Below are 17,682 nucleotides of genomic sequence, written 5' to 3'. Positions count from 1 at the left end.
CCCCGAAGGGATCAGGCCTTGGCCAGCAGGGAGCCCAGGTCCTTGCCGGAGATCAGGGCGATGCCCTGCTGCTTGGCCCAGGCGGCCGCATTCTCGGCCGGCGGCTGCAGCGACAGGTAGCAGACCGTGGCCGCATCGCGCGCCTGGCCTGCGGCCAGCAGGGCGCGCAGCGGCTCCATGCCGTGCACGCCGGCCTTCCAGCGCTTGGCGCTGGCCACGGTGGTGCGGCCTTCGCGTTCCAGCACGAAGTCGGCGCCGTCCTTGTCGGACAGGCGGGTCACGGTGTAGCCCTCGGCCTGCCAGGCGCGATCGAGCCGATCGGCGAACTCGCGCCAGCTTTGCTGGGCGGCGATCTCCAGGGCCTGCTCCACCTTGGCGGGGCTGGGCGCGCGCAGCTGGCGCCAGGCGGCAACGCAGCCTATGCCGAAGAAGGGCAGGGCGGTGATGGCGGCGAACGGCGCGATGTCCTTGGGCAGCAGCGCCGTGGACACCAGGGTCACCAGCGCGGCCAGCGCGATGCTGATCCACCAGCGCGAGCGCAGCAGGATCGCGAACAGGGAGTTGTGGGCCATCTTGAATTTCACGGGGCGGATCTTTCGCGGAAAAAGGCGGGAACAGGGGCCGCAAAGGCAGCAAGGCCCGCATTGTCTCGCGTGAGCGAGGGGATGGTGCCTTGGATAGACTATCCGGCTCTAGGAGTAATCAAAGCAATGGCAGTCACAGAACAAGCGCTCTTGGCCGCGCTCTCCAGCGTGCTCGACCCCCACACCGGCAAGGACTATGTGAGCACCCGCGCCCTGCGCAACCTGCAGGTCACGGGGGCCGACGTGGCCTTCGACGTGGAGATGGGCTATCCGGCGCAAAGCCTGGTGCCGGCGCTGCGCGGCCAGTTCGTCGCGGCGGCCAAGACCGTCGAGGGCGTGGGCAATGTCTCGGTCAACATCACCTCCAAGGTCGCCGCGCATGCGGTGCAGCGCGGCGTGCAGCTGCTGCCGGGCGTCAAGAACATCATCGCCATCTCGTCCGGCAAGGGCGGCGTGGGCAAGAGCACGACCACGGCCAACCTGGCGCTGGCGCTGGCCGCCGAGGGCGCGCGCGTGGGCATCCTGGACGCCGACATCTACGGCCCCAGCCAGCCCATGATGATGGGCATCTCGGGCCGCCCCGAAAGCCCCGACGGCAAGACCATGGAGCCCATGGAAAGCCATGGCGTGCAGGTCATGTCCATCGGCTTCCTGGTCAACAACGACCAGGCCATGATCTGGCGCGGCCCCATGGCCACGCAGGCGCTGGAGCAGATGCTGCGCCAGACCAACTGGAAGGATCTGGACTACCTGCTGGTGGACATGCCGCCCGGCACCGGCGACATCCAGCTGACGCTGGCCCAGCGCGTGCCCATGACGGGCGCCGTGGTCGTCACCACGCCGCAGGACATCGCGCTGATCGACGCCAAGAAGGGCGTGAAGATGTTCGAGAAGGTGGGCGTGCCCATCCTGGGCCTGGTGGAGAACATGGCGGCCCACGTCTGCACCAACTGCGGCCATGTGGAGCACATCTTCGGCGCCGAGGGCGGCAAGCAGATGGCGGCCGAGTACGGCATCGACTACCTGGGCGCCCTGCCCCTGTCGCTGCAGATCCGCCTGCAGGCCGACAGCGGCAAGCCCACCGTGGTGGCCGAGCCCGACAGCGAGGCCGCGCAGATCTACAAGAAGGTGGCGCGCGACCTGGCCGTGAAGGTGGCGCTCAAGGCACGCGATTTCACGAGCAAGTTCCCCACCATCACGGTGAGCCAGGGAACCTGACCCTTCTGGCGCTGCCGGCATGAACCTGCTGACCTCGATGCGGTATCTGGCGGCGCTCAACGAGCACCGCCATTTCGGCCGCGCGGCGCTGGCATGCCACATCACCCAGCCGGCGCTGTCCAATGCGCTGCGCGCGCTGGAGGAGGAGTTCGGCACGGTCATCGTGCGCCGGGGCCGCTCGTTCGCGGGCTTCACGCCCGAGGGCGATCAGGTGCTGGCCACGGCCCTGGCCATGCTGCGGGCCGAGGAAGGCCTGCGCCAGGAACTGAGCGCCGCCGCCGGCGCGCTGCGCGGGCAACTGCGCATGGCGGCCGTGCCCACGGCCATGCCCATGCTCACGCGCTTTGCGGCCCTGCTGCGCGAGCACCATCCGGGCATCACGCCCGTGGTGCTGTCCATGAGCTCGGCCGAGATCGAGAGCGGGCTCGAAGACCTGTCGCTGGACCTGGCCCTGGGCTACAGCGCGCGCATGCCGCCGCGCGGACCGCGCCTGCAGTCCTGGCCGCAGTACGAGGAGCACTACTACCTGCTGTGCCGCGAGTGCCCCGAGTGCCGCGATGGGCAGGGCGAGGGCCGGCCCTTTGCCTTTGGCGCCGACATCGCTTGGCGCGAAGTGGCCGGCATGCCGCTGTGCCTGCTCACGCCCGACATGCACAACCGCACGGTGATCGACGAGGCCTTCGCCGCCGTGGACATGGCCGTGCAGCCCGCCATGGAAACCAACTCCGTGCTGACCCTGGTGATGGCCGTGGCGCAAGGAACGGATGGCATGACCACCGTGCTGCCGGGCGCCATGGTGGCCACGGTGCGCCACATGCCGGGCCTGGTGGCCCGGCCACTGCGCTCGCCCGAATTGGTCACCCCCATAGGCTTCATGGCCCAGCAGGGCGTGGCGCCCACGCGCGCGCTGCAGGCGGCGCTGCAACTGCAGGACGACGCCGGTTGGCGTGCGCAGTGCCTGCGGCATGCGGGGGCGCTGGCGGGTTAGGGCCTGTTCACACTAATGCGAGGATCGCGTTGCCCCGCAGCCGGGCAACCCGAAGGGAAGCTGCCTGCCAGCCCGCCACTCAGCGTTGCGCTCCTTGTGCGTGTGAGCACACGCACGGCGTCGCGCGCCTTGATTGGCGGGCTGGCAGGCAGCTTCGCGACCCCGCATTAGTGTGAACAGGCCCTAGCGCCCTTCGCTGGAAGCAGCGACCGGGAGTGCTGTCGGTTGGGTTTCTTCCGGCACAGGCGGGCATCGTTCAAAGGCCGTAATATCATTCATATCAGAGCGCTTGCATGCTGCAAGCACTCGTATGAGAATATTTTGATGGCAACTGCAACCAATCTTCCCGTTGATCGGGCCATCAAGGCACTGGGCCAGAGCATTGAACTGGCGCGGCGGCGGCGGGGGCTGTCGCAGGCCGATCTGGCATCCCGCATGGGCGTTTCGGTCAGCACCGTGCGCCGCCTGGAAGATGGCCACCCCGGAATTGCGCTTTCCTATCTGGCAAGTGCCCTGCAGGTCTTCGGTGAGTTGGAGAAATTGCGCCTGCTCCTGGACACCCCGACCGACTCCGTCGGACTGGCACTGATGGATGCGCAACTGCCTGCGCGCATCTACAGCAAACGCCGCAAGGCACCCAAGGCGTTCTGAAGGGCGAATGCGACATGGTGACGCGCTCCGCTGCAATGGTCCACAACATGAAGTCGGAACTGGACGTGTGCCTGGGCAAGGCGGGCACGGCCGTGGGCAGGCTGGTATTCGTGCGCAACGGCATGCGCATGTTCACCCAGTTCGCCTACTTCCAGGATTGGCTGGGTCACAAGGATGCGTTCAACGTCTCCCCCGATCTCGCGCTCACGCCGATCTACCAGACGCGCAAACCAGAGACCCGGGAGGACTCCTTGTTCTTCCTTGCGCTGGGAGACACGGAGCCGGATGCCTGGGGGCGGCGTGTCATTGCCCGTGCGCATGCCAAGCGGCGCGAGAAGGACCCGGCTCTTGGGGCACTGACCGAACTCGACTACCTTTGCGCCGTCGATGACTTCAGCCGGATGGGCGCCCTGAGGTTGCGCAGTGCGCAAGGCGTCTATCTGGAGTCCGTCCGCGCAGGGCAGACTGCGACGCCTCCGATGCTGGAACTGGAGAAAATGCTCGCCTCCTCGAGGGCCGTGGAGCTCGGCAGGGAGTCGGCCCAGGATCTGGCCTACCTGCGGGGCAAGGCGACCTCGCTGGGAGGCATGCGCCCGAAGTGCAGCATCCTTGATGAAGAGGGGCATTTGGCGTTGGGGAAATTCCCCAGCGTTCAGGACGATCGCAATGTGACGCGTGCCGAAGTCCTGGCGTTGAAACTGGCACGCCTGGCCGGCATTGATGCTGCACAAGCCCATGTGGTTGCCGTGCATGGCACACCTGTGGCAGTCATCCGCCGTTTCGACCGTGGGCCCGGGGATACGCGCATTCCCTACATATCCGGCGCCACACTGCTGCAGGCGAGTCGGCAGCATGAACACGCGTACACCGAGGTGCTCGCGCAGATGAAAGGTCTGAGCGCGAACTACGTGGATGACGCGCGGCAACTATGGCGGCGCCTGGTGTTCCATCACCTCATCACCAATGTCGATGACCATCTGCAAAACCTGGGGTTCCTCTATGTAGGGGACAACCAATGGCAGCTTTCCCCGGCATTCGACATCAATCCCATGCCGGAAAAGAACCGTGAGTCCAAGACATGGTTGAGCGAAGACACAGGCCCTATCACCAGCATGGCGCAGTTGATGGGCCAAGCCTCGCAATTTTCACTGAGCCGCGACCAGTCGCTGGCGATCGTGCGCCAGGTTGTCGAGGCCGTGTTGCAGTGGCGCGTGCTGGGCCTGTCTGCGGAGGTTGGAATGACCGCGCAGGAACTCGATGAGTTTGCCCTGGCGTTCGACCACCCGGACCTGGATGACGCCAGGAAACTGGCGGGCCTGTGAAGGCCTGGACGGTTTAGGCCGGCTGTGCCCGCTGCCCTGCCAGCGCAGTCTCTGGCGTGGCGTTCGGCACGGCATTCAGTGCGGCGCGCACCACGTCGGGCGTGAAGGGCGCGGCGTAGAAGCGCCGGCCGGTGGCGTCGAACAGCGCATTGGCCAGCGCGGCCGGGCCGGGGACCGAGGCCGATTCGCCTGCGCCCATGGGGGGCTCGTCCTGGCGCGGCATCAGCACCACTTCGATGGGGGGCAGGTCGCGGAAGCCGATGATGGGGTAGCTGCCCCACTCGCGGCTGGCCACGCCTTGCGCATTGAAGGCGACCTTCTCCATCAGGCTGCGGCTCAGGGTCTGGATGACATTGCCGTGGATCTGGTGGCGCACGCCGTCGGGGTTGACCATCATTCCCGTGTCCTGGCCCACGACCAGTCGCCGCACGGTGATGCGGCCGCTGGCGGGGTCCACGTCGATGTCGATGACCCAGGCGGCCCAGGCCGCGCCAAAGCCGGGAAAGCGGCTGTGGATGTAGCGCGCATAGGCCACGCCGCGCCCGTGCAGCAGACCGTCGGCGCCGGGGCGGCCACGGCTTCCCGGCTGGTTTTGCTGCCAGTCCGCGTGGCGTGCCGTGGCCTCGATCAGCTCGACGGCGCGCGGGTCATCGAGGTGGCGAACACGGTAGTCCACTGGGTCGGCGCCGGCCGAATGGGCCAGCTCGTCGATCATGCAATCGTGGGCAAAGGAATTGGGCAGGGCCGAGACGCCGCGCAGCCAGGACGAGCGCACGATGGGCGCCATGTCATGGCAGGTGATGCGCTGGCTGGCGTAGCGGTAGGGCGGCACGGCGGTGCGGTCGCCCATCTCCAGCGTGCGCGGCTCGCCCGGGATGCGGCCCGTGAGCAGCAGGGCCAGCAGCGGCGCGTCGTTGGAGGGGTAGCGCACGGCAAAGTCGTAGGCCAGCAGTTCTCCCCGGGCATCGATGGCCGCGCTCACGTCCATGAGCTGGGCCGTGCCCTTGGGCTCCCACTGGTGTTCCTGCTCGCGCGTGAGCTGCACGCGCACGGGCGCGCCCACGGCCATGGACAGCAGTGCGGCGTCGGCGCAGACATCGTCGGCGCAGTTGCGGCCGTAGCAGCCGGCCGCCTCCAGGCGCACGATCTCGATGCGGTCCTCGCCCAGTTGCAGCAGGCGGTCCAGGTCGGTGCGCAGCATGTGGGGGTTCTGCGTGCCGGCCCAGAGCTTGAGACGGCCCCCGCTGAAATCGGCCACGGCGCAGGACGGGCCGATGGAGGCATGCATCTGGTAGGGCCAGACGTAGCTGCGGCGCAGTTCGGTGGCCGCACCCGTGCCGACGCCCGCGAAGGCATCGTCCACAGTGCCCTGGTCCACCAGCGCACGGTGTTGGGCAGGATTGGCGCGGATGGCTGCGGCCAAGTCAGACAGATCGGGCGCCGGCGGCACGGCCTGCCATTGCACGCGCAGCGCGCGCATGGCGGCAATGGCCTGTTCCTCGCGGTCGGCGACCACGCCGACGAAGTCGCCTTCGGTGACCACCTGCACGTTGCCGGGCAGGTGGGCCACGGAGTCGCGCTCCACGGCCACCAGGCAGTGGCCGATGAAATCGCCGCCGTCGCGGCCCGGGTGTGGAGGGCGGATGACGCGGCCATGGCGCATGCCGGGCACGCGCACATCGTGCACAAAGCTCAGCTCGCCCGTGGCCTTGGCAGGGATGTCCACGCGCGCAGCGCCGTGGCCGACGAGCCGGTATTCGCTGGCGGGCTTGAGCTTCACTTCCTGATCCGGCGGGGCCAGCGTCAGCTGCAGTTGCTGGCCGCGCAGCAGATCGCCATAGCCGAGTTCACGGGCATCGCGGCCATCGGCAAAGCGCACCACGCCTTCCCGTGCCTGGAGCCGGTCCGCCGCCACATTCCATTGCTGCGCGGCCAGCGCCAGCAACTGCTCGCGCGCCTGGGCGGCGGCGCGGCGCAGCGGCACGGCCGAGATCTGGATGCTGGCGCTGGCAATGGTCGGGCCCTGGTTGGGCGCGGCGGCCGTGTGGCCCAGCACCATGTCCAGGCGCGCCAAAGGCACTTCGAGTTCTTCCGCCACGATCTGCGCCAGGGCCGTGCGTATGCCCGTGCCCAGGTCCACATGGCCGTTGAAGGCCAGGGCGCGCCAGCCCTGGGGCGCGGCTTCGTCGGCCAGCACGGCCACGAAGACCTCGGGCGTGGATTGCACATAGTCGGTGGCCGTGCCGGGCTGGCCGGGCGCAGGGCGCGGCGGCGCCACGGGCTGGCGCACCACGAGCAGGGTGTCGGCGCGCGCGAGCAGCTGTGCGTGCAGGGCTTGGGGCTGGGGCAGGTTCATGGGGCGGTGTTCTTCGCGGGCACGCTTTCAGGCGTGCCCTGTGCATGTTATGCACTCCGGGGCCGGCTGCGCAGGGCCGGCCCCATAGGCGCGTTGGCGCGGTGGGATCAACCTGCGGCGAGGGCGTCGGTGTCGGCGATGGCCTGGCTCAGCGGCATCACGGCCGCGTACTTCTGGGCCATGTCGAACAGGTTGGCCTCGTGCGGGCCCAGGGCGCGGTCGCCGCAGCAGTCGGCCACGACCAGCGGGCGAAAGCCCGACTGCATGGCATCGACCACGCTGGCGCGCACGCAGCCGCTGGTCACGCAGCCGGCCACCAGCAGGGTCTGCACGCCGCGCTGGGCCAGCCAGGGCGCGAGCATGGTGCCGAAGAAGGCCGAGGGCGTGCTCTTGCGCACCACGTATTCGCCAGCGGCCGGGGCCAGCTGGGGCACGATGGCGCTGTTGGGGCTGTCTTCCTTCAGGGTCAGCATGCCGGGCACCTTCAGGCAGAAGATGTTGTGGTCGGCATCGTCGTCCGAGAACACGATGCGGCTGTGCGCCACGGGCCAGCCACGCTCGCGCGCATGGGCCAGCAGGTGCTGCGTCTGCGCGATGGCTTCGGGGATGTTGCCGCCGCCGAAGACGGCCGGGTCGGCAAAGCCGTTGACGAAGTCGATGATGAGCAGGCCGAACGGGGCCTTGAGCGGCAGCGGCGTGCCGAAGCCCTGGCGTGCGTAGGCGGAGATGTCGCCCTGCACGCCCTCGGTGGGAACGCTCTGCGCGCCGGTGGCCTGGCCGGTAGTTGTCGTGGTCATGCGATGTCCTTTCCTTGCTTGGACCTTTTGGCGGCGCGCGCCAGTCCTTCCTCGTCCTGCACCACGCCGTCGATGACCGTGGGCTTGCCGTCCAGCGCCACCGAGCAGTGGCGCATGGGGATGTCGATGTGGCAGGCCGTGGTGCGGCTGCCCCCGGCCTCGTTGTTGGGGCCCATGGACCACAGGAAGTTGCCCTCGAAGGCGCGGGCGTCCATGCCGATGTGGGTTTCCTTGTTGTAGTGGGCCAGCATGGACCAGTGGGCGCGCGGCTGCAGCCCCCAGCCGATGTGGGAGACGGCGTAGGCCTCGGGGTCCTCGTAGGAGGCCATGTACTCCTTGAGGATGTCGGCCTGCAGGCCGCCGCTGATGCGCGTGACGTAGCCCTTTTCGATGACGAGTTCGATGGGCTCGGTCACGTAGTCCTTCATGGGCAGCAGGATGTCGCCCCGGTCCAGGACCACGCGGCCGTTGCTCTCGCCCTCGTCGGGCCAGGTCAGCACGAAGCCGCTGGGCCAGTGGTCCCAGCGGCCGGGCTGGTCCACGAAGCCGTATTCGCAGATGGCCGGGAAGCTGCCCAGGCGGCAGCGCAGGTCGGTGCCTGCGGCCGAGGTGATGTGCATCTGCCCGGCCGCCTCGATCAGCTTGGATGCGGCCTGCACGCGCGCGCGGTCGCCCTCGGTGGGCACCAGGCGGCACAGCACCTCGGGCGGCTCCACGGCCAGCAGGATCTTGGTGCCGGTCTGCAGGATCTCGTGCTGCTCGGGCGAGAACAGCAGCGTCATCAGGTCCAGCACCAGGTCGCTGGCCTTGAGCGCGGCGATGGCGGCGGGGTTGCCGGTCAGCGGCGTCGTGCCCAGGTAGGCCAGCGAGTCGCGGCTCAGTGATTTTTCGGCGTTGACGGGCGGCAGGTCCAGGCGGTTGACGCGCGCACCCATTTCGCTGGAGGCGGCGATGGCGCAGCGCAGCGTCTGCGGGTGCGTGTCGGCGCCCGTGAGCACGGTGACGGTCTGGCCGGCTTCGAGCCGGGACAGCGTGAGCACCTGCTTCCAGGCGTGGATCAGATCGATATCGCTGACGGACATGGTCGGCTCCTTGGTGTCGCGATGGATGGGAGTGGGCTGCGGTTGGACATTCAGTCCACCCGCGCGCCGAGGAAATCGCCCAGGGCCGAATAGAAGCCGGCCTCGTTGTCCCAGGGAATCATGTGGCCGGCATTGGGCACGCGCACATGCTCGGTCTGGGGTGCCAGGCCTTGCCACTCGGCCACGTCCTCGCTGCGCACCACGTCGCCGCGCTCGGCCGTGACCAGCAGCAGCGGGTGCTGGATGCGGGGCAGGTCGGCATGGATGTCGTCACGGCCGAAGTCCTCGAAGCTCTGCACGATGGCCGGCTCGTGGCAGGTGTGCAGCCACTGGGCGCGCAGCTGGCGCTGCTCTTCGGTCCAGGTGGGGCAGAAGGCGCGCATGGCCTCGGCATCCATGCCCAGCGTGGCCTGGCGGATGGAGTCCACATACCAGGGCAGGGCGGCCGGGTAGGCGCGGCGGCCGGGGCCGGAGACCGGCGGATCGACGATGACCAGGCGCGTGAGCCCGGCCGGCTGGCTGCGCGCGGCGCGCACGGCGATGCGCCCGCCCATGGAGTGGCCGACCAGCGCCCAGCGCTGCAGGCCCAGGGCCTGGGCGAAGGCGGCCACGTCGGCGGCCTGTGCATCGAGGCTGTAGTCCAGGCCCGGGCCGGAGGACGACAGGCCGCGCCCGCGCACGTCCAGCACATAGGTGTCGAACTGGCGGCCCAGGTGCTCGGCCACGAAGCCCCAGGTCACGGCCGGGCTGGTGATGCCGGGGATCAGGATGACGGCGTCGCGCTGCGCGCGTTCGCCCTCGGCGCCGCCGTAGCGCAGGTAGTGCTGGCGGATGCCGTTGGCGTGGACGTTGCCGCCGTAGCGGAATGTGCTGGGGGTGGGGGAGCTGGAGTGGCTGGTCATGCGTGTGTTCCTCAGGCCTTGGCTGCGCTGTTGCCGGTGTCGTAGGGATAGGCGCCCGACAGCAGCGCGCCCGCGCCCGGCACCACGGGGTCCAGCCCCAGTTCCTTGAGGATGGCATAGGTGGTGGCGATGGAGGCGGTCAGCACGGGCTTGCCGGTCTGGGCCTCGACCTGGGCCACGGCCGGCAGCGAGGGCATCTGCACGCAGGCCGACAGCACGATCACGTCGGCGTCGGCGTAGTTCATGCCGGCCACGATGCCGGGCAGCTTGGCGGGGTCGTGGCGGCCCACGTCCAGGTTGTCGGGGATCTCCAGCGCGCGCCAGTCCACGATCTCGAAGCCTTCGGCGGCCACGTAGTCCATGACCAGCTGGGTCAGCGGAATCATGTAGGGCGCCACCAGGGCGATCTTCTTCGCACCCATGACCTTGAGCGCTTCCACCAGCGCGCCGGCGCTGGTGATCACCGGGGCGGTGGCGCCATTGCTGGCCGTGCGCTCGGTCAGGCGCTGCTGCGAGACGCGGTGGTAGCCCTTGCCCATGGCCATGATGGCCACCAGGCAGGCATAGCCCAGCACGTCCACGCGCGCGTCGCTCAGCTCCAGCGCGCAGCGGTCGCTTTCGGCGTCCATGGCGGCCAGCTCCTCCTTCTGGACCTTCTTCATGCGCATGCGGCTGGAGTGGAAGGTGAAGCGGTCCTGCGGGCGCAGCGTGGAGTGGGCCTGCAGCATGGCCGGCACTTCGGTCTCCATAGTGGTGTTGGAGCTGGGGACGATCTGGCCGATGCGGAACGTTTTGGTCATGGACTTGCCTTTGCGAAGTTTCGAGGGTTTCTGATCAGAATCAACTGAGTGTGTACGCTTTATTCTTGCAAAAGACGTGCCTCCTTGCAAATGAGAATTTTCTCGGGGTTTGTACTGATTTGGTGCAGAAATTGCACCAAAAATGGCGAACTTCAATTTATTCTGCCGCCCTATGGTGCATGCGTCGATTTGAAAAATTCAAGCGCATACACCTGAATTAAGCGTTTTGTTGCCTGGCACGCTTCCTGCTCTACACCCTGCAAGGACGCGCCGAAGCAACGGTTGCCCCGTCTGGCTTTCAACATTCCTGCAAGGAGAAAACTGTGTCTCAATCCCCTCGAATCGCCGTTGTCGGCGCCGGTCTCGGCGGGGCTGCAGCTGCCAAGCTGCTGCTCCAGGAAGGCTTCAATGTCCGCGTCTATGAGCAGGCGCCCAGCTTCTCGCGCCTGGGAGCCGGCATCCACGTCGGGCCCAATGTGATGAAGATCCTGCGCCGCATCGGCATCGAGGACGCGCTCAACGAGCAGGGCTCGCATCCCGACTACTGGTACAGCCGCCACTGGCAGACGGGCGACGTGCTGGCCCAGATCCCGCTGGGCGACTACGCCGTCAAGGAATACGGCGCCAGCTACCTGACCGTGCACCGTGGCGACTTCCATGCGCTGCTGGTCGAGGCCCTGCCCGACAGCGTGATGGCCTACGGCAAGTTCCTGACCAAGGTGGAGGACCGCGGCAACGTGGTGGTCATGCACTTTGCGGACGGCACGACCGAGGAGGCGGACATCGTCATCGGCGCCGATGGCGTGAACTCCCGCATCCGCGAGGAACTGCTGGGCCCCGAGCTGCCCAAGTACGCGGGCTACCTGGCCCACCGCGCCGTGTTCCCCACGCCCGAAGTCAAGGCCGGCATGCTGCCCTTCGATGCCTGCGTGAAATGGTGGAGCGATGACCGCCACATGATGACCTACTTCGTCACCGGCAAGGCCGACGAGCTGTACTACGTGACCGGCGTGCCCGTCGAGAAGTGGGACCTCAACGACCGCTGGCTGGAAAGCAGCAAGGAAGAGATGCGCGAGGCCTTCTCGGGCTGGCATCCCACCGTGCAGGCACTGATCGACGCCACCGTGGAAGTGACCAAGTGGTCGCTGCTCGAGCGCGATCCGCTGCCGCTGTGGAGCCGTGGCCGCCTGGTGCTCCTGGGCGATGCCTGCCATCCCATGAAGCCCCACATGGCCCAGGGTGCGGCCATGGCCATCGAGGACGGCGCCATGCTGGCGCGCTGCCTCAAGGAAGTCGGCGCGCACAACCATGAGCTGGCCTTCGCCCTGTACGAAGCCAACCGTGCCGAGCGCGCCAGCAAGGTGCAGCGCATCTCGCACGACAACACCTGGCTGCGCACCAACGAAGATCCGTCCTGGTGCTTCGGCTACGACGTGTTCAACGTGCCCCTGGTCGAGCCCAAGGTCAAGGCAGCGGCCTGATACTCGCTGCCTTGCCGGACGAGGGGAGGGGAGGGAATCCCCCCCTCCTGTCCGGCCGCAGAACGCCGACATCCTGAACCGCAGCCAAGTTGCAAGAGCCTCGTCCCATGGGAACCCCAGTCCATCCAAGCAGTACACCCAGCCCCATCCGCCTGCAGGTCAATGCACGCGCATGCGAGGTGCCGGCAGCGCCCGGGACGGCGCTGCTGCATGTGCTGCGCAATGACCTGGAGCTGAACGGGCCCAAGTACGGCTGCGGCCTGGGCGAATGCGGCGCCTGCACGGTGCTGATCGATGGCGTGGCCGCGCGTTCCTGCGTGATCCCCGTGCGGGCGGCCGTGGGCCGCGAGGTCACCACGCTGGAAGGCCTGGGCTCGCGCCAGTGCCCCGGCCCCACGCAGCAGGCCTTCATCGACTGCCAGGCGGCCCAGTGCGGCTACTGCCTCAACGGCATGATCATGACCGTGGAGGCCCTGCTGCGCCGCAACCCCAATCCCACCGAGCAGGAGCTGCGCAACGAGCTGCACCACAACCTGTGCCGCTGCGGCACGCATGTGGAAATCATGCAGGCCGCCCTGCGCGCCGTGCAGCTGCGTGCGCAACGCGCCGCGCTGCAGGCACCCTCCGGTTTTCCATCTTCCAGCGCGGGCGAGGTCCAGCCATGAGCCCGGCCGGCCACACTCCCGCCCTGCCTTCCGACCTGCTGCACGGCCTGGCGCTGCGCCCGCCCGTCGCGGCCTGGGACGGTCTGCGCTACCGGGGCAGCGTGCCCCTGCATGCACGGCTGCAGGACGCCCAGGCCATGGCCGGCGTGGTGGCTGCGGTGCAGCGCGGGCATTTTCTGGGCGTGGTGGCCGTGGCGCCTGTCCATGCCCGGCAGGCCGCTGCCAGCCTGGCCCCTGCCTGGGATGACCGGCAGGAAGCCAGGGCCGCCAGCGCGCCCCGTGCTGCCGACAGAGCCGACAAGGCTGACAAGGCCGACCTGCCCGATGCCGGCCGCTATGTCTGGCGCATGGCGGCGCCCGTGTCTTGCGAGGGTGCCGCACGCGCAGCCGTGTGGTGCCTGGACGGCCATGCCAGCGTCTGGCTGCCGCCCTGCGACGCCGATGTGCGGCAGATGATCGGCCGTGAACTGGCCGCATTGCTGCAATGCCCCGAGTCCGCGCTGCGGCTGTTCAGCCTGCCGGCCACGGCGGCCGGCACCCCGCATGTGCTGGATCTCATGGACGCTGCGGCCGATGCGGCCCTGCTGTCCCAGGCCGTGGGCCGGCCTGTCAGCGTGGCCTGCGAGGCCTGGACTGCTGCGGGCAGCGCAGACAGCCGGGAGCTGGTGCTGAGCGTGCATGCGCGGCCTTCGCAAGGGCTTGAAGCCGACACGGTGGTGCAGCCTCAGCCGGGCAATGCATCGCCGCAGCCAGACCTGCTGCTGTCCGACACGCCCTGGGCCGTGCGCCCCAGCATGGCGCGCCTGTTGAGCCAGCCCGAGCTGGCGCGCGCCGCGGCCCTGGCCACCGTGCTCGATGCCGGCGAAGTGCATGAACGCAGGCTGGCCGCCAGCCTGCGGCATGCCGGCGTCGATGATCTGAATGCCGCCCAGGTCTTTGCCCGCGAAAGCCACTGGCATGAGCAGGCGCTGGACCAGGGCCGTGATCCGCTGCAATGGCGGCTGCAGCACCTGCCCGAAGGCCCGGTGCGCGATCTGGCCCGGCAGGTGGCCGAGCGTGCGCAGGCATCGCAGCAGGCACAGTCGCACGAGGGCGCCGATGGCCGCCTGCTGGGCCGGGGCTTTGCCACCGCCCAGCTGCAGACCCTGGATGCGCAGGGCGCCGATCTCCATGCCTGGAGCGCCTGGGTGGCCGAGGTGGCCGTGCATCCGCAAACGGGCGAGATCGAAGTGACCCGCGTCGTGGCCGGCCATGACAGCCGCAGCCTGCAAGCGGCGCAGGCCGCCAGCACGCGGCCCGAGATCGTCCAGCAGGACCCGCAATTGCTGGCCGACGCGCGCCGGCTGCTGGGCACGGCGCCCGCTTTTGACGACTGGGCAGGGGCCACAGCTTCCGCTGCTTCTTTCGACGTGATCGCCAAGCCCGGCTCCGACCTGGCGCAGCATGCGCCCGGCGATGTCGCGGTCATCCGCCAGGGCGATCTGGCGCTGGACGGCGTGGCCACGCTGCCCGCCGCCGCCGCCATTGCCAACGCCATTCACCATGCGACAGGCGTGCGCCTGCGCGAAGTGCCCTTCCAGCCCGAGCAACTGCGCCTGGCCTTGGCGGGCGAGGGCGCCGGCAAGCCCGGTGCGGCGCGGCCCGGCCGTGGCTGGGGCTGGCTGGCCGCAGGCGCCGCAGGCCTTGCCGGCATGGCGGCCATGGCCTGGCCGCTGAAGCCGGCCCTGCCGCTGACCGACGGGCCCGACGTTTCCCTGTACTCGCCGCAGGCCCTGGAGCGCGGCCGCCTGGTGGCGGCTGCGGGCGACTGCGTGGTCTGCCACACCGCCCCGGGCGGCGCGGCCAATGCCGGCGGCTTCGGGCTGGAGACGCCGTTCGGCACCATCTACTCCACCAACATCACGCCCGACAACGAAACCGGCATCGGCCGCTGGTCCTACGCGGCCTTCGAGCGCGCCATGCGCCACGGCATCCACCAGGATGGGCGCCAGCTGTATCCGGCCTTCCCGTACACGGCCTTCGCCAAGCTCAGCGATGGCGATCTGCAGGCCCTCTACGGCTACCTGATGTCCCAGCCCGCCGTGAAGGCCAAGGCGCCCGAGACGCAGCTGGCCTTTCCCTACAACCTGCGCCCGGCCATGGCGGGCTGGAACCTGCTGTTCCACGACGCCACGCCGTTCAAGGTCGACCCCGCGCGCAGCGCCGAATGGAACCGGGGCGCCTACCTGGTCGAAGGCGCGGGCCACTGCGCGGCCTGCCACTCGCCGCGCAATGCGCTGGGTGCCGAAAAGACCGGCATCCACTACCTGGGCGGCGGCGAGGCCGAAGGCTGGACGGCGCCCGCGCTCAATCAACTGGCCGGCGGCAAGCTGCCCTGGAGCCGCGAAGAGCTGTACCAGTACCTGCGCACCGGCTTCTCGGCCCGCCATGGCGTGGCGGCAGGCCCCATGGCGCCCGTCATCCACGGCCTGGCCCAGTTGCCCGAAGCCGATGTGCGCGCCATGGCCACCTATCTGATGGAACTGCCGGGCCAGGCCGCCCAGGCCGCCCAGGCCGCCGCCCCGGCCATGCCGGCGCCGGCCGCCGTGCAGGCGGCAGCGCCTGCGGTCGCACCTGCCAGGGCGCTGGACCGCCACGCCAATGGCGAGCGCATCTACCAGAACGCCTGCGCGGTCTGCCATGAGGCGGGCAGCGGTCCCACATTGTTCGGCGTCAAGCCGCAGCTGGCCCTGAACACCAACCTGCACGCGGCCAGCCCCGACAACCTGGTCCAGGTGATCCTGAACGGCATACAGGCGCCGGCCGACGATGCGCTGGGCTACATGCCCGGCTTCGGGGACAGCCTGGATGACAGGCAGATCGCGGACCTGCTCGGATATTTGCGCGAACGATTTGCACCGGAGGAAAAAGCTTGGCCAGACGACACGAAGACGATTAAGCGGCTGCGCATGCAGGCACAGGCGCATGCGCACTGAGGGCGGCAATGGGCAGCAATGGGCGGCGGCAGGGGCGATGCCGCGGATATGGACACCTTGCCCTGGAATCTCTCCAGGGCCTGGGTCCTGACATCTGATGCTGGGGACGGGTGATGGGCAACAACGGACGGCGCTGTCGATGTGCAGCCTGTCCGCAATGCGCCCATCGCCCGGATGCAGAGACCGACATCCGGAAATTTTCCATCGGGCCATGGAGATGGCGCCGAGGGAGCGGTTCGCTCCGGATGTGTGAAGGGTGGAAGGCACGGCAGGAGACGGCAACACAAGCTGAACGGCCTTGCCTGGGAAAAGACAGATTCAACAATTGCGATGGCTAGAAAAGGAGTCCCTGCATGTCATCTACATACATTTCGGTGGAAAAAGGCATCCAGACAGCGGGTGTCGGCAAGTTCCAATATCGGCTGTTCGTCATCTTCGGGCTGGTCTGGCTGGCCGATGCCATGCAGGTGCTGTCCATCGGCTTCAGCGCGCCGTCCATTGCCAAGACCTTCGGCAAGACCGTGCCCGAGGCGCTGCAGACCGGCACCTTCTTCTTCATCGGCATGCTGATCGGCGCCTTCGTCTTCGGCCGCCTGGCCGACCGCATCGGGCGCCGCCCGGTGCTGATGATGGCCGTGGTGATCGATGCCTTTGCGGGCGTGGCCTCGGCCTTTGCGCCCGAGTTCGCCTGGCTGCTGGTGCTGCGCTTCATCACCGGCATCGGCGTGGGCGGCACGCTGCCCGTGGACTACACCATGATGGCCGAGTTCCTGCCCAGCGACCGCCGCGGCCGCTGGCTGGTGCTGCTGGAATCGTTCTGGGCCGTGGGCACCATCTTCCTGGCCATCCTGGCGCTGGTGGCCGTGTCCTGGGGTGACGATGCCTGGCGCGTGATCTTCTTCGTGACCGGACTGCCGGCGCTGATCGGCGTGGTGCTGCGCTTCTACATCCCCGAGTCGCCCATGTTCCTCAACCGCAACGGCAAGTCCGAAGAGGCGCGCAAGGTGCTGCAGCGGGTGGCCAAGGTCAACGGCACCACCGCGGAAATCCCCGCCCTGCAGCCTGAAAAGCAGGAGCGCAAATCCATCCTCGCGCTGTTCAACGGCGACCTGCGCCGCCGCAGCTTCTCGCTGTTCCTGGCCTGGGCGCTGATCTCCATCGCCTACTACGGTGTCTTCGTCTACCTGCCCGTCAAGCTCAGCAGCGAGGGCTTCGCCTTCATGCGCGGCCAGGTCTTCCTGGTGGTGCTGGCCCTGGTGCAACTGCCCGGCTTTGCGCTGTCGGCCTATGGCGTGGAACGCTGGGGCCGCAAGCCCACGCTGATCGGCTTTTTGCTGCTCAGCGCCGTCGGCTGCATGTTCTACAGCCTGGGCTCGTCGCCCTTCGTGGTCATCGGCTCCACCCTGCTGATGAGCTTCTCGCTGCTGGGCACCTGGGGCGCGCTGTATGCGTTCACCCCCGAGGTCTACCCCACCGATCTGCGTGCCAGCGGCATGGGCATGGCCGGCGCCGTGGCGCGCTTCGGCGGCCTGTTCGCCCCGGCCATCATTGCGCCCATCATGGCCACCCACTTCACCCTGGCGCTGGCCGTGCTGTCCGCCATGCTGGTGGGCGGTGCCCTGTCGATCTGGGCCGTGGATGTGGAATCGCGCAACCGGGCGCTGGATTGACGCCGAGAAAGAACTTCGAATGGAAAAGGCCTGCGCAAGCAGGCCTTTTTTTATGGCAAATATTCCAATCCAGATTCAGATCATTCCTAGAGACGCGGCTGTTTCTATCCTCTATGGTATGAGCCGGATCGAGGCTGGCAATCACGTCAAAATCGCCAAGCCCGCTCTGTAAATCCCATGCTTGTCTGTCA

Annotated in this window: 14 protein-coding genes; 8 read left to right on the top strand and 6 right to left on the bottom strand. The window is 68.3% G+C overall.

Annotated features, from left to right (window positions below):
- Positions 1 to 11: 11 nt before the first annotated feature.
- The gene (locus tag A4F85_RS15445) at positions 12 to 572 is read right to left on the bottom strand and encodes a restriction endonuclease (RefSeq protein WP_034398227.1); all 561 of its coding nucleotides are present in this window, start codon (positions 570 to 572) and stop codon (positions 12 to 14) included.
- Positions 573 to 710: 138 nt separating this feature from the next.
- On the opposite strand from A4F85_RS15445, the gene apbC reads away from it, so the two are divergent.
- The 4 genes from apbC (at position 711) to A4F85_RS15425 (ending at position 4,763) form a co-directional block, all read left to right on the top strand.
- Entirely contained in the window at positions 711 to 1,802 is a 1,092-nt protein-coding gene (gene apbC, locus A4F85_RS15440; protein ID WP_012203771.1) for an iron-sulfur cluster carrier protein ApbC, read from the top strand.
- A gap of 19 nt (positions 1,803 to 1,821) precedes the next feature.
- Positions 1,822 to 2,790: a LysR family transcriptional regulator gene (locus tag A4F85_RS15435; protein ID WP_063327086.1), complete on the top strand. Its 969-nt coding sequence runs from the start codon at positions 1,822 to 1,824 to the stop codon at positions 2,788 to 2,790.
- Between the two features lie 324 nt (positions 2,791 to 3,114).
- Complete coding sequence (locus A4F85_RS15430; RefSeq protein WP_013803898.1) at positions 3,115 to 3,441, top strand: helix-turn-helix domain-containing protein; 327 nt, start codon at positions 3,115 to 3,117, stop codon at positions 3,439 to 3,441.
- Between the two features lie 14 nt (positions 3,442 to 3,455).
- Entirely contained in the window at positions 3,456 to 4,763 is a 1,308-nt protein-coding gene (locus A4F85_RS15425) for a type II toxin-antitoxin system HipA family toxin (RefSeq protein WP_063327085.1), read from the top strand.
- 13 nt (positions 4,764 to 4,776) lie between these two features.
- On the opposite strand, the gene A4F85_RS15420 is transcribed toward A4F85_RS15425, so the two are convergent.
- From A4F85_RS15420 to A4F85_RS15400, 5 genes are all read right to left on the bottom strand, one after another.
- On the bottom strand, positions 4,777 to 7,119 hold the full coding sequence (locus A4F85_RS15420; protein WP_063327084.1) for a xanthine dehydrogenase family protein molybdopterin-binding subunit: 2,343 nt from the start codon (positions 7,117 to 7,119) through the stop codon (positions 4,777 to 4,779).
- A gap of 107 nt (positions 7,120 to 7,226) precedes the next feature.
- Positions 7,227 to 7,916 carry an N-carbamoylsarcosine amidohydrolase gene (locus A4F85_RS15415; RefSeq protein WP_063327083.1) on the bottom strand — a complete coding sequence of 230 codons (690 nt, stop codon included), beginning with the start codon at positions 7,914 to 7,916 and terminating at the stop codon, positions 7,227 to 7,229.
- A complete protein-coding gene (locus A4F85_RS15410) occupies positions 7,913 to 8,998 on the bottom strand; it encodes a hypothetical protein (RefSeq protein WP_012203775.1) in 1,086 nt (361 codons plus the stop codon). Before A4F85_RS15410 ends, A4F85_RS15415 begins: the two co-directional genes overlap by 4 nt.
- 50 nt (positions 8,999 to 9,048) lie before the next feature.
- Positions 9,049 to 9,900, bottom strand: coding sequence for an alpha/beta fold hydrolase (locus A4F85_RS15405; protein WP_063327082.1), 852 nt, complete (start codon positions 9,898 to 9,900; stop codon positions 9,049 to 9,051).
- Between the two features lie 11 nt (positions 9,901 to 9,911).
- Complete coding sequence (locus A4F85_RS15400) at positions 9,912 to 10,700, bottom strand: maleate cis-trans isomerase family protein (protein WP_043824574.1); 789 nt, start codon at positions 10,698 to 10,700, stop codon at positions 9,912 to 9,914.
- 323 nt (positions 10,701 to 11,023) lie between these two features.
- Between A4F85_RS15400 and A4F85_RS15395 the strand changes: the two genes are divergently transcribed.
- The 4 genes from A4F85_RS15395 (at position 11,024) to A4F85_RS15380 (ending at position 17,491) form a co-directional block, all read left to right on the top strand.
- A complete protein-coding gene (locus tag A4F85_RS15395; RefSeq protein ID WP_012203778.1) occupies positions 11,024 to 12,181 on the top strand; it encodes an FAD-dependent monooxygenase in 1,158 nt (385 codons plus the stop codon).
- A gap of 107 nt (positions 12,182 to 12,288) precedes the next feature.
- Entirely contained in the window at positions 12,289 to 12,846 is a 558-nt protein-coding gene (locus A4F85_RS15390; protein WP_012203779.1) for a (2Fe-2S)-binding protein, read from the top strand.
- Complete coding sequence (locus A4F85_RS15385; protein WP_063327081.1) at positions 12,843 to 15,821, top strand: cytochrome c; 2,979 nt, start codon at positions 12,843 to 12,845, stop codon at positions 15,819 to 15,821. Before A4F85_RS15390 ends, A4F85_RS15385 begins: the two co-directional genes overlap by 4 nt.
- Before the next feature lie 353 nt (positions 15,822 to 16,174).
- A complete protein-coding gene (locus tag A4F85_RS15380) occupies positions 16,175 to 17,491 on the top strand; it encodes an MFS transporter (RefSeq protein WP_063327080.1) in 1,317 nt (438 codons plus the stop codon).
- The last annotated feature ends 191 nt before the right edge of the window (positions 17,492 to 17,682 follow it).

Source organism: Delftia sp. GW456-R20, assembly GCF_001622915.1.
GTDB classification, from domain to species: Bacteria; Pseudomonadota; Gammaproteobacteria; order Burkholderiales; family Burkholderiaceae_C; genus Comamonas; species Comamonas acidovorans.
The sequence above is the reverse complement of the archived record's forward strand: the minus strand, read 5'-3'. Positions and strand labels throughout refer to the sequence as shown.

Excerpts from the sequence above, each read along its gene's own strand:
- A4F85_RS15445 (WP_034398227.1), bottom strand. The coding sequence starts at position 572 with ATGGCCCACAACTCCCTGTTCGCGATCCTGCTGCGCTCGCGCTGGTGG.
- apbC (WP_012203771.1), top strand. The coding sequence starts at position 711 with ATGGCAGTCACAGAACAAGCGCTCTTGGCCGCGCTCTCCAGCGTGCTC.
- A4F85_RS15435 (WP_063327086.1), top strand. The coding sequence starts at position 1,822 with ATGAACCTGCTGACCTCGATGCGGTATCTGGCGGCGCTCAACGAGCAC.
- A4F85_RS15430 (WP_013803898.1), top strand. The coding sequence starts at position 3,115 with ATGGCAACTGCAACCAATCTTCCCGTTGATCGGGCCATCAAGGCACTG.
- A4F85_RS15425 (WP_063327085.1), top strand. The coding sequence starts at position 3,456 with ATGGTGACGCGCTCCGCTGCAATGGTCCACAACATGAAGTCGGAACTG.
- A4F85_RS15420 (WP_063327084.1), bottom strand. The coding sequence starts at position 7,119 with ATGAACCTGCCCCAGCCCCAAGCCCTGCACGCACAGCTGCTCGCGCGC.
- A4F85_RS15415 (WP_063327083.1), bottom strand. The coding sequence starts at position 7,916 with ATGACCACGACAACTACCGGCCAGGCCACCGGCGCGCAGAGCGTTCCC.
- A4F85_RS15410 (WP_012203775.1), bottom strand. The coding sequence starts at position 8,998 with ATGTCCGTCAGCGATATCGATCTGATCCACGCCTGGAAGCAGGTGCTC.
- A4F85_RS15405 (WP_063327082.1), bottom strand. The coding sequence starts at position 9,900 with ATGACCAGCCACTCCAGCTCCCCCACCCCCAGCACATTCCGCTACGGC.
- A4F85_RS15400 (WP_043824574.1), bottom strand. The coding sequence starts at position 10,700 with ATGACCAAAACGTTCCGCATCGGCCAGATCGTCCCCAGCTCCAACACC.
- A4F85_RS15390 (WP_012203779.1), top strand. The coding sequence starts at position 12,289 with ATGGGAACCCCAGTCCATCCAAGCAGTACACCCAGCCCCATCCGCCTG.
- A4F85_RS15385 (WP_063327081.1), top strand. The coding sequence starts at position 12,843 with ATGAGCCCGGCCGGCCACACTCCCGCCCTGCCTTCCGACCTGCTGCAC.
- A4F85_RS15380 (WP_063327080.1), top strand. The coding sequence starts at position 16,175 with ATGTCATCTACATACATTTCGGTGGAAAAAGGCATCCAGACAGCGGGT.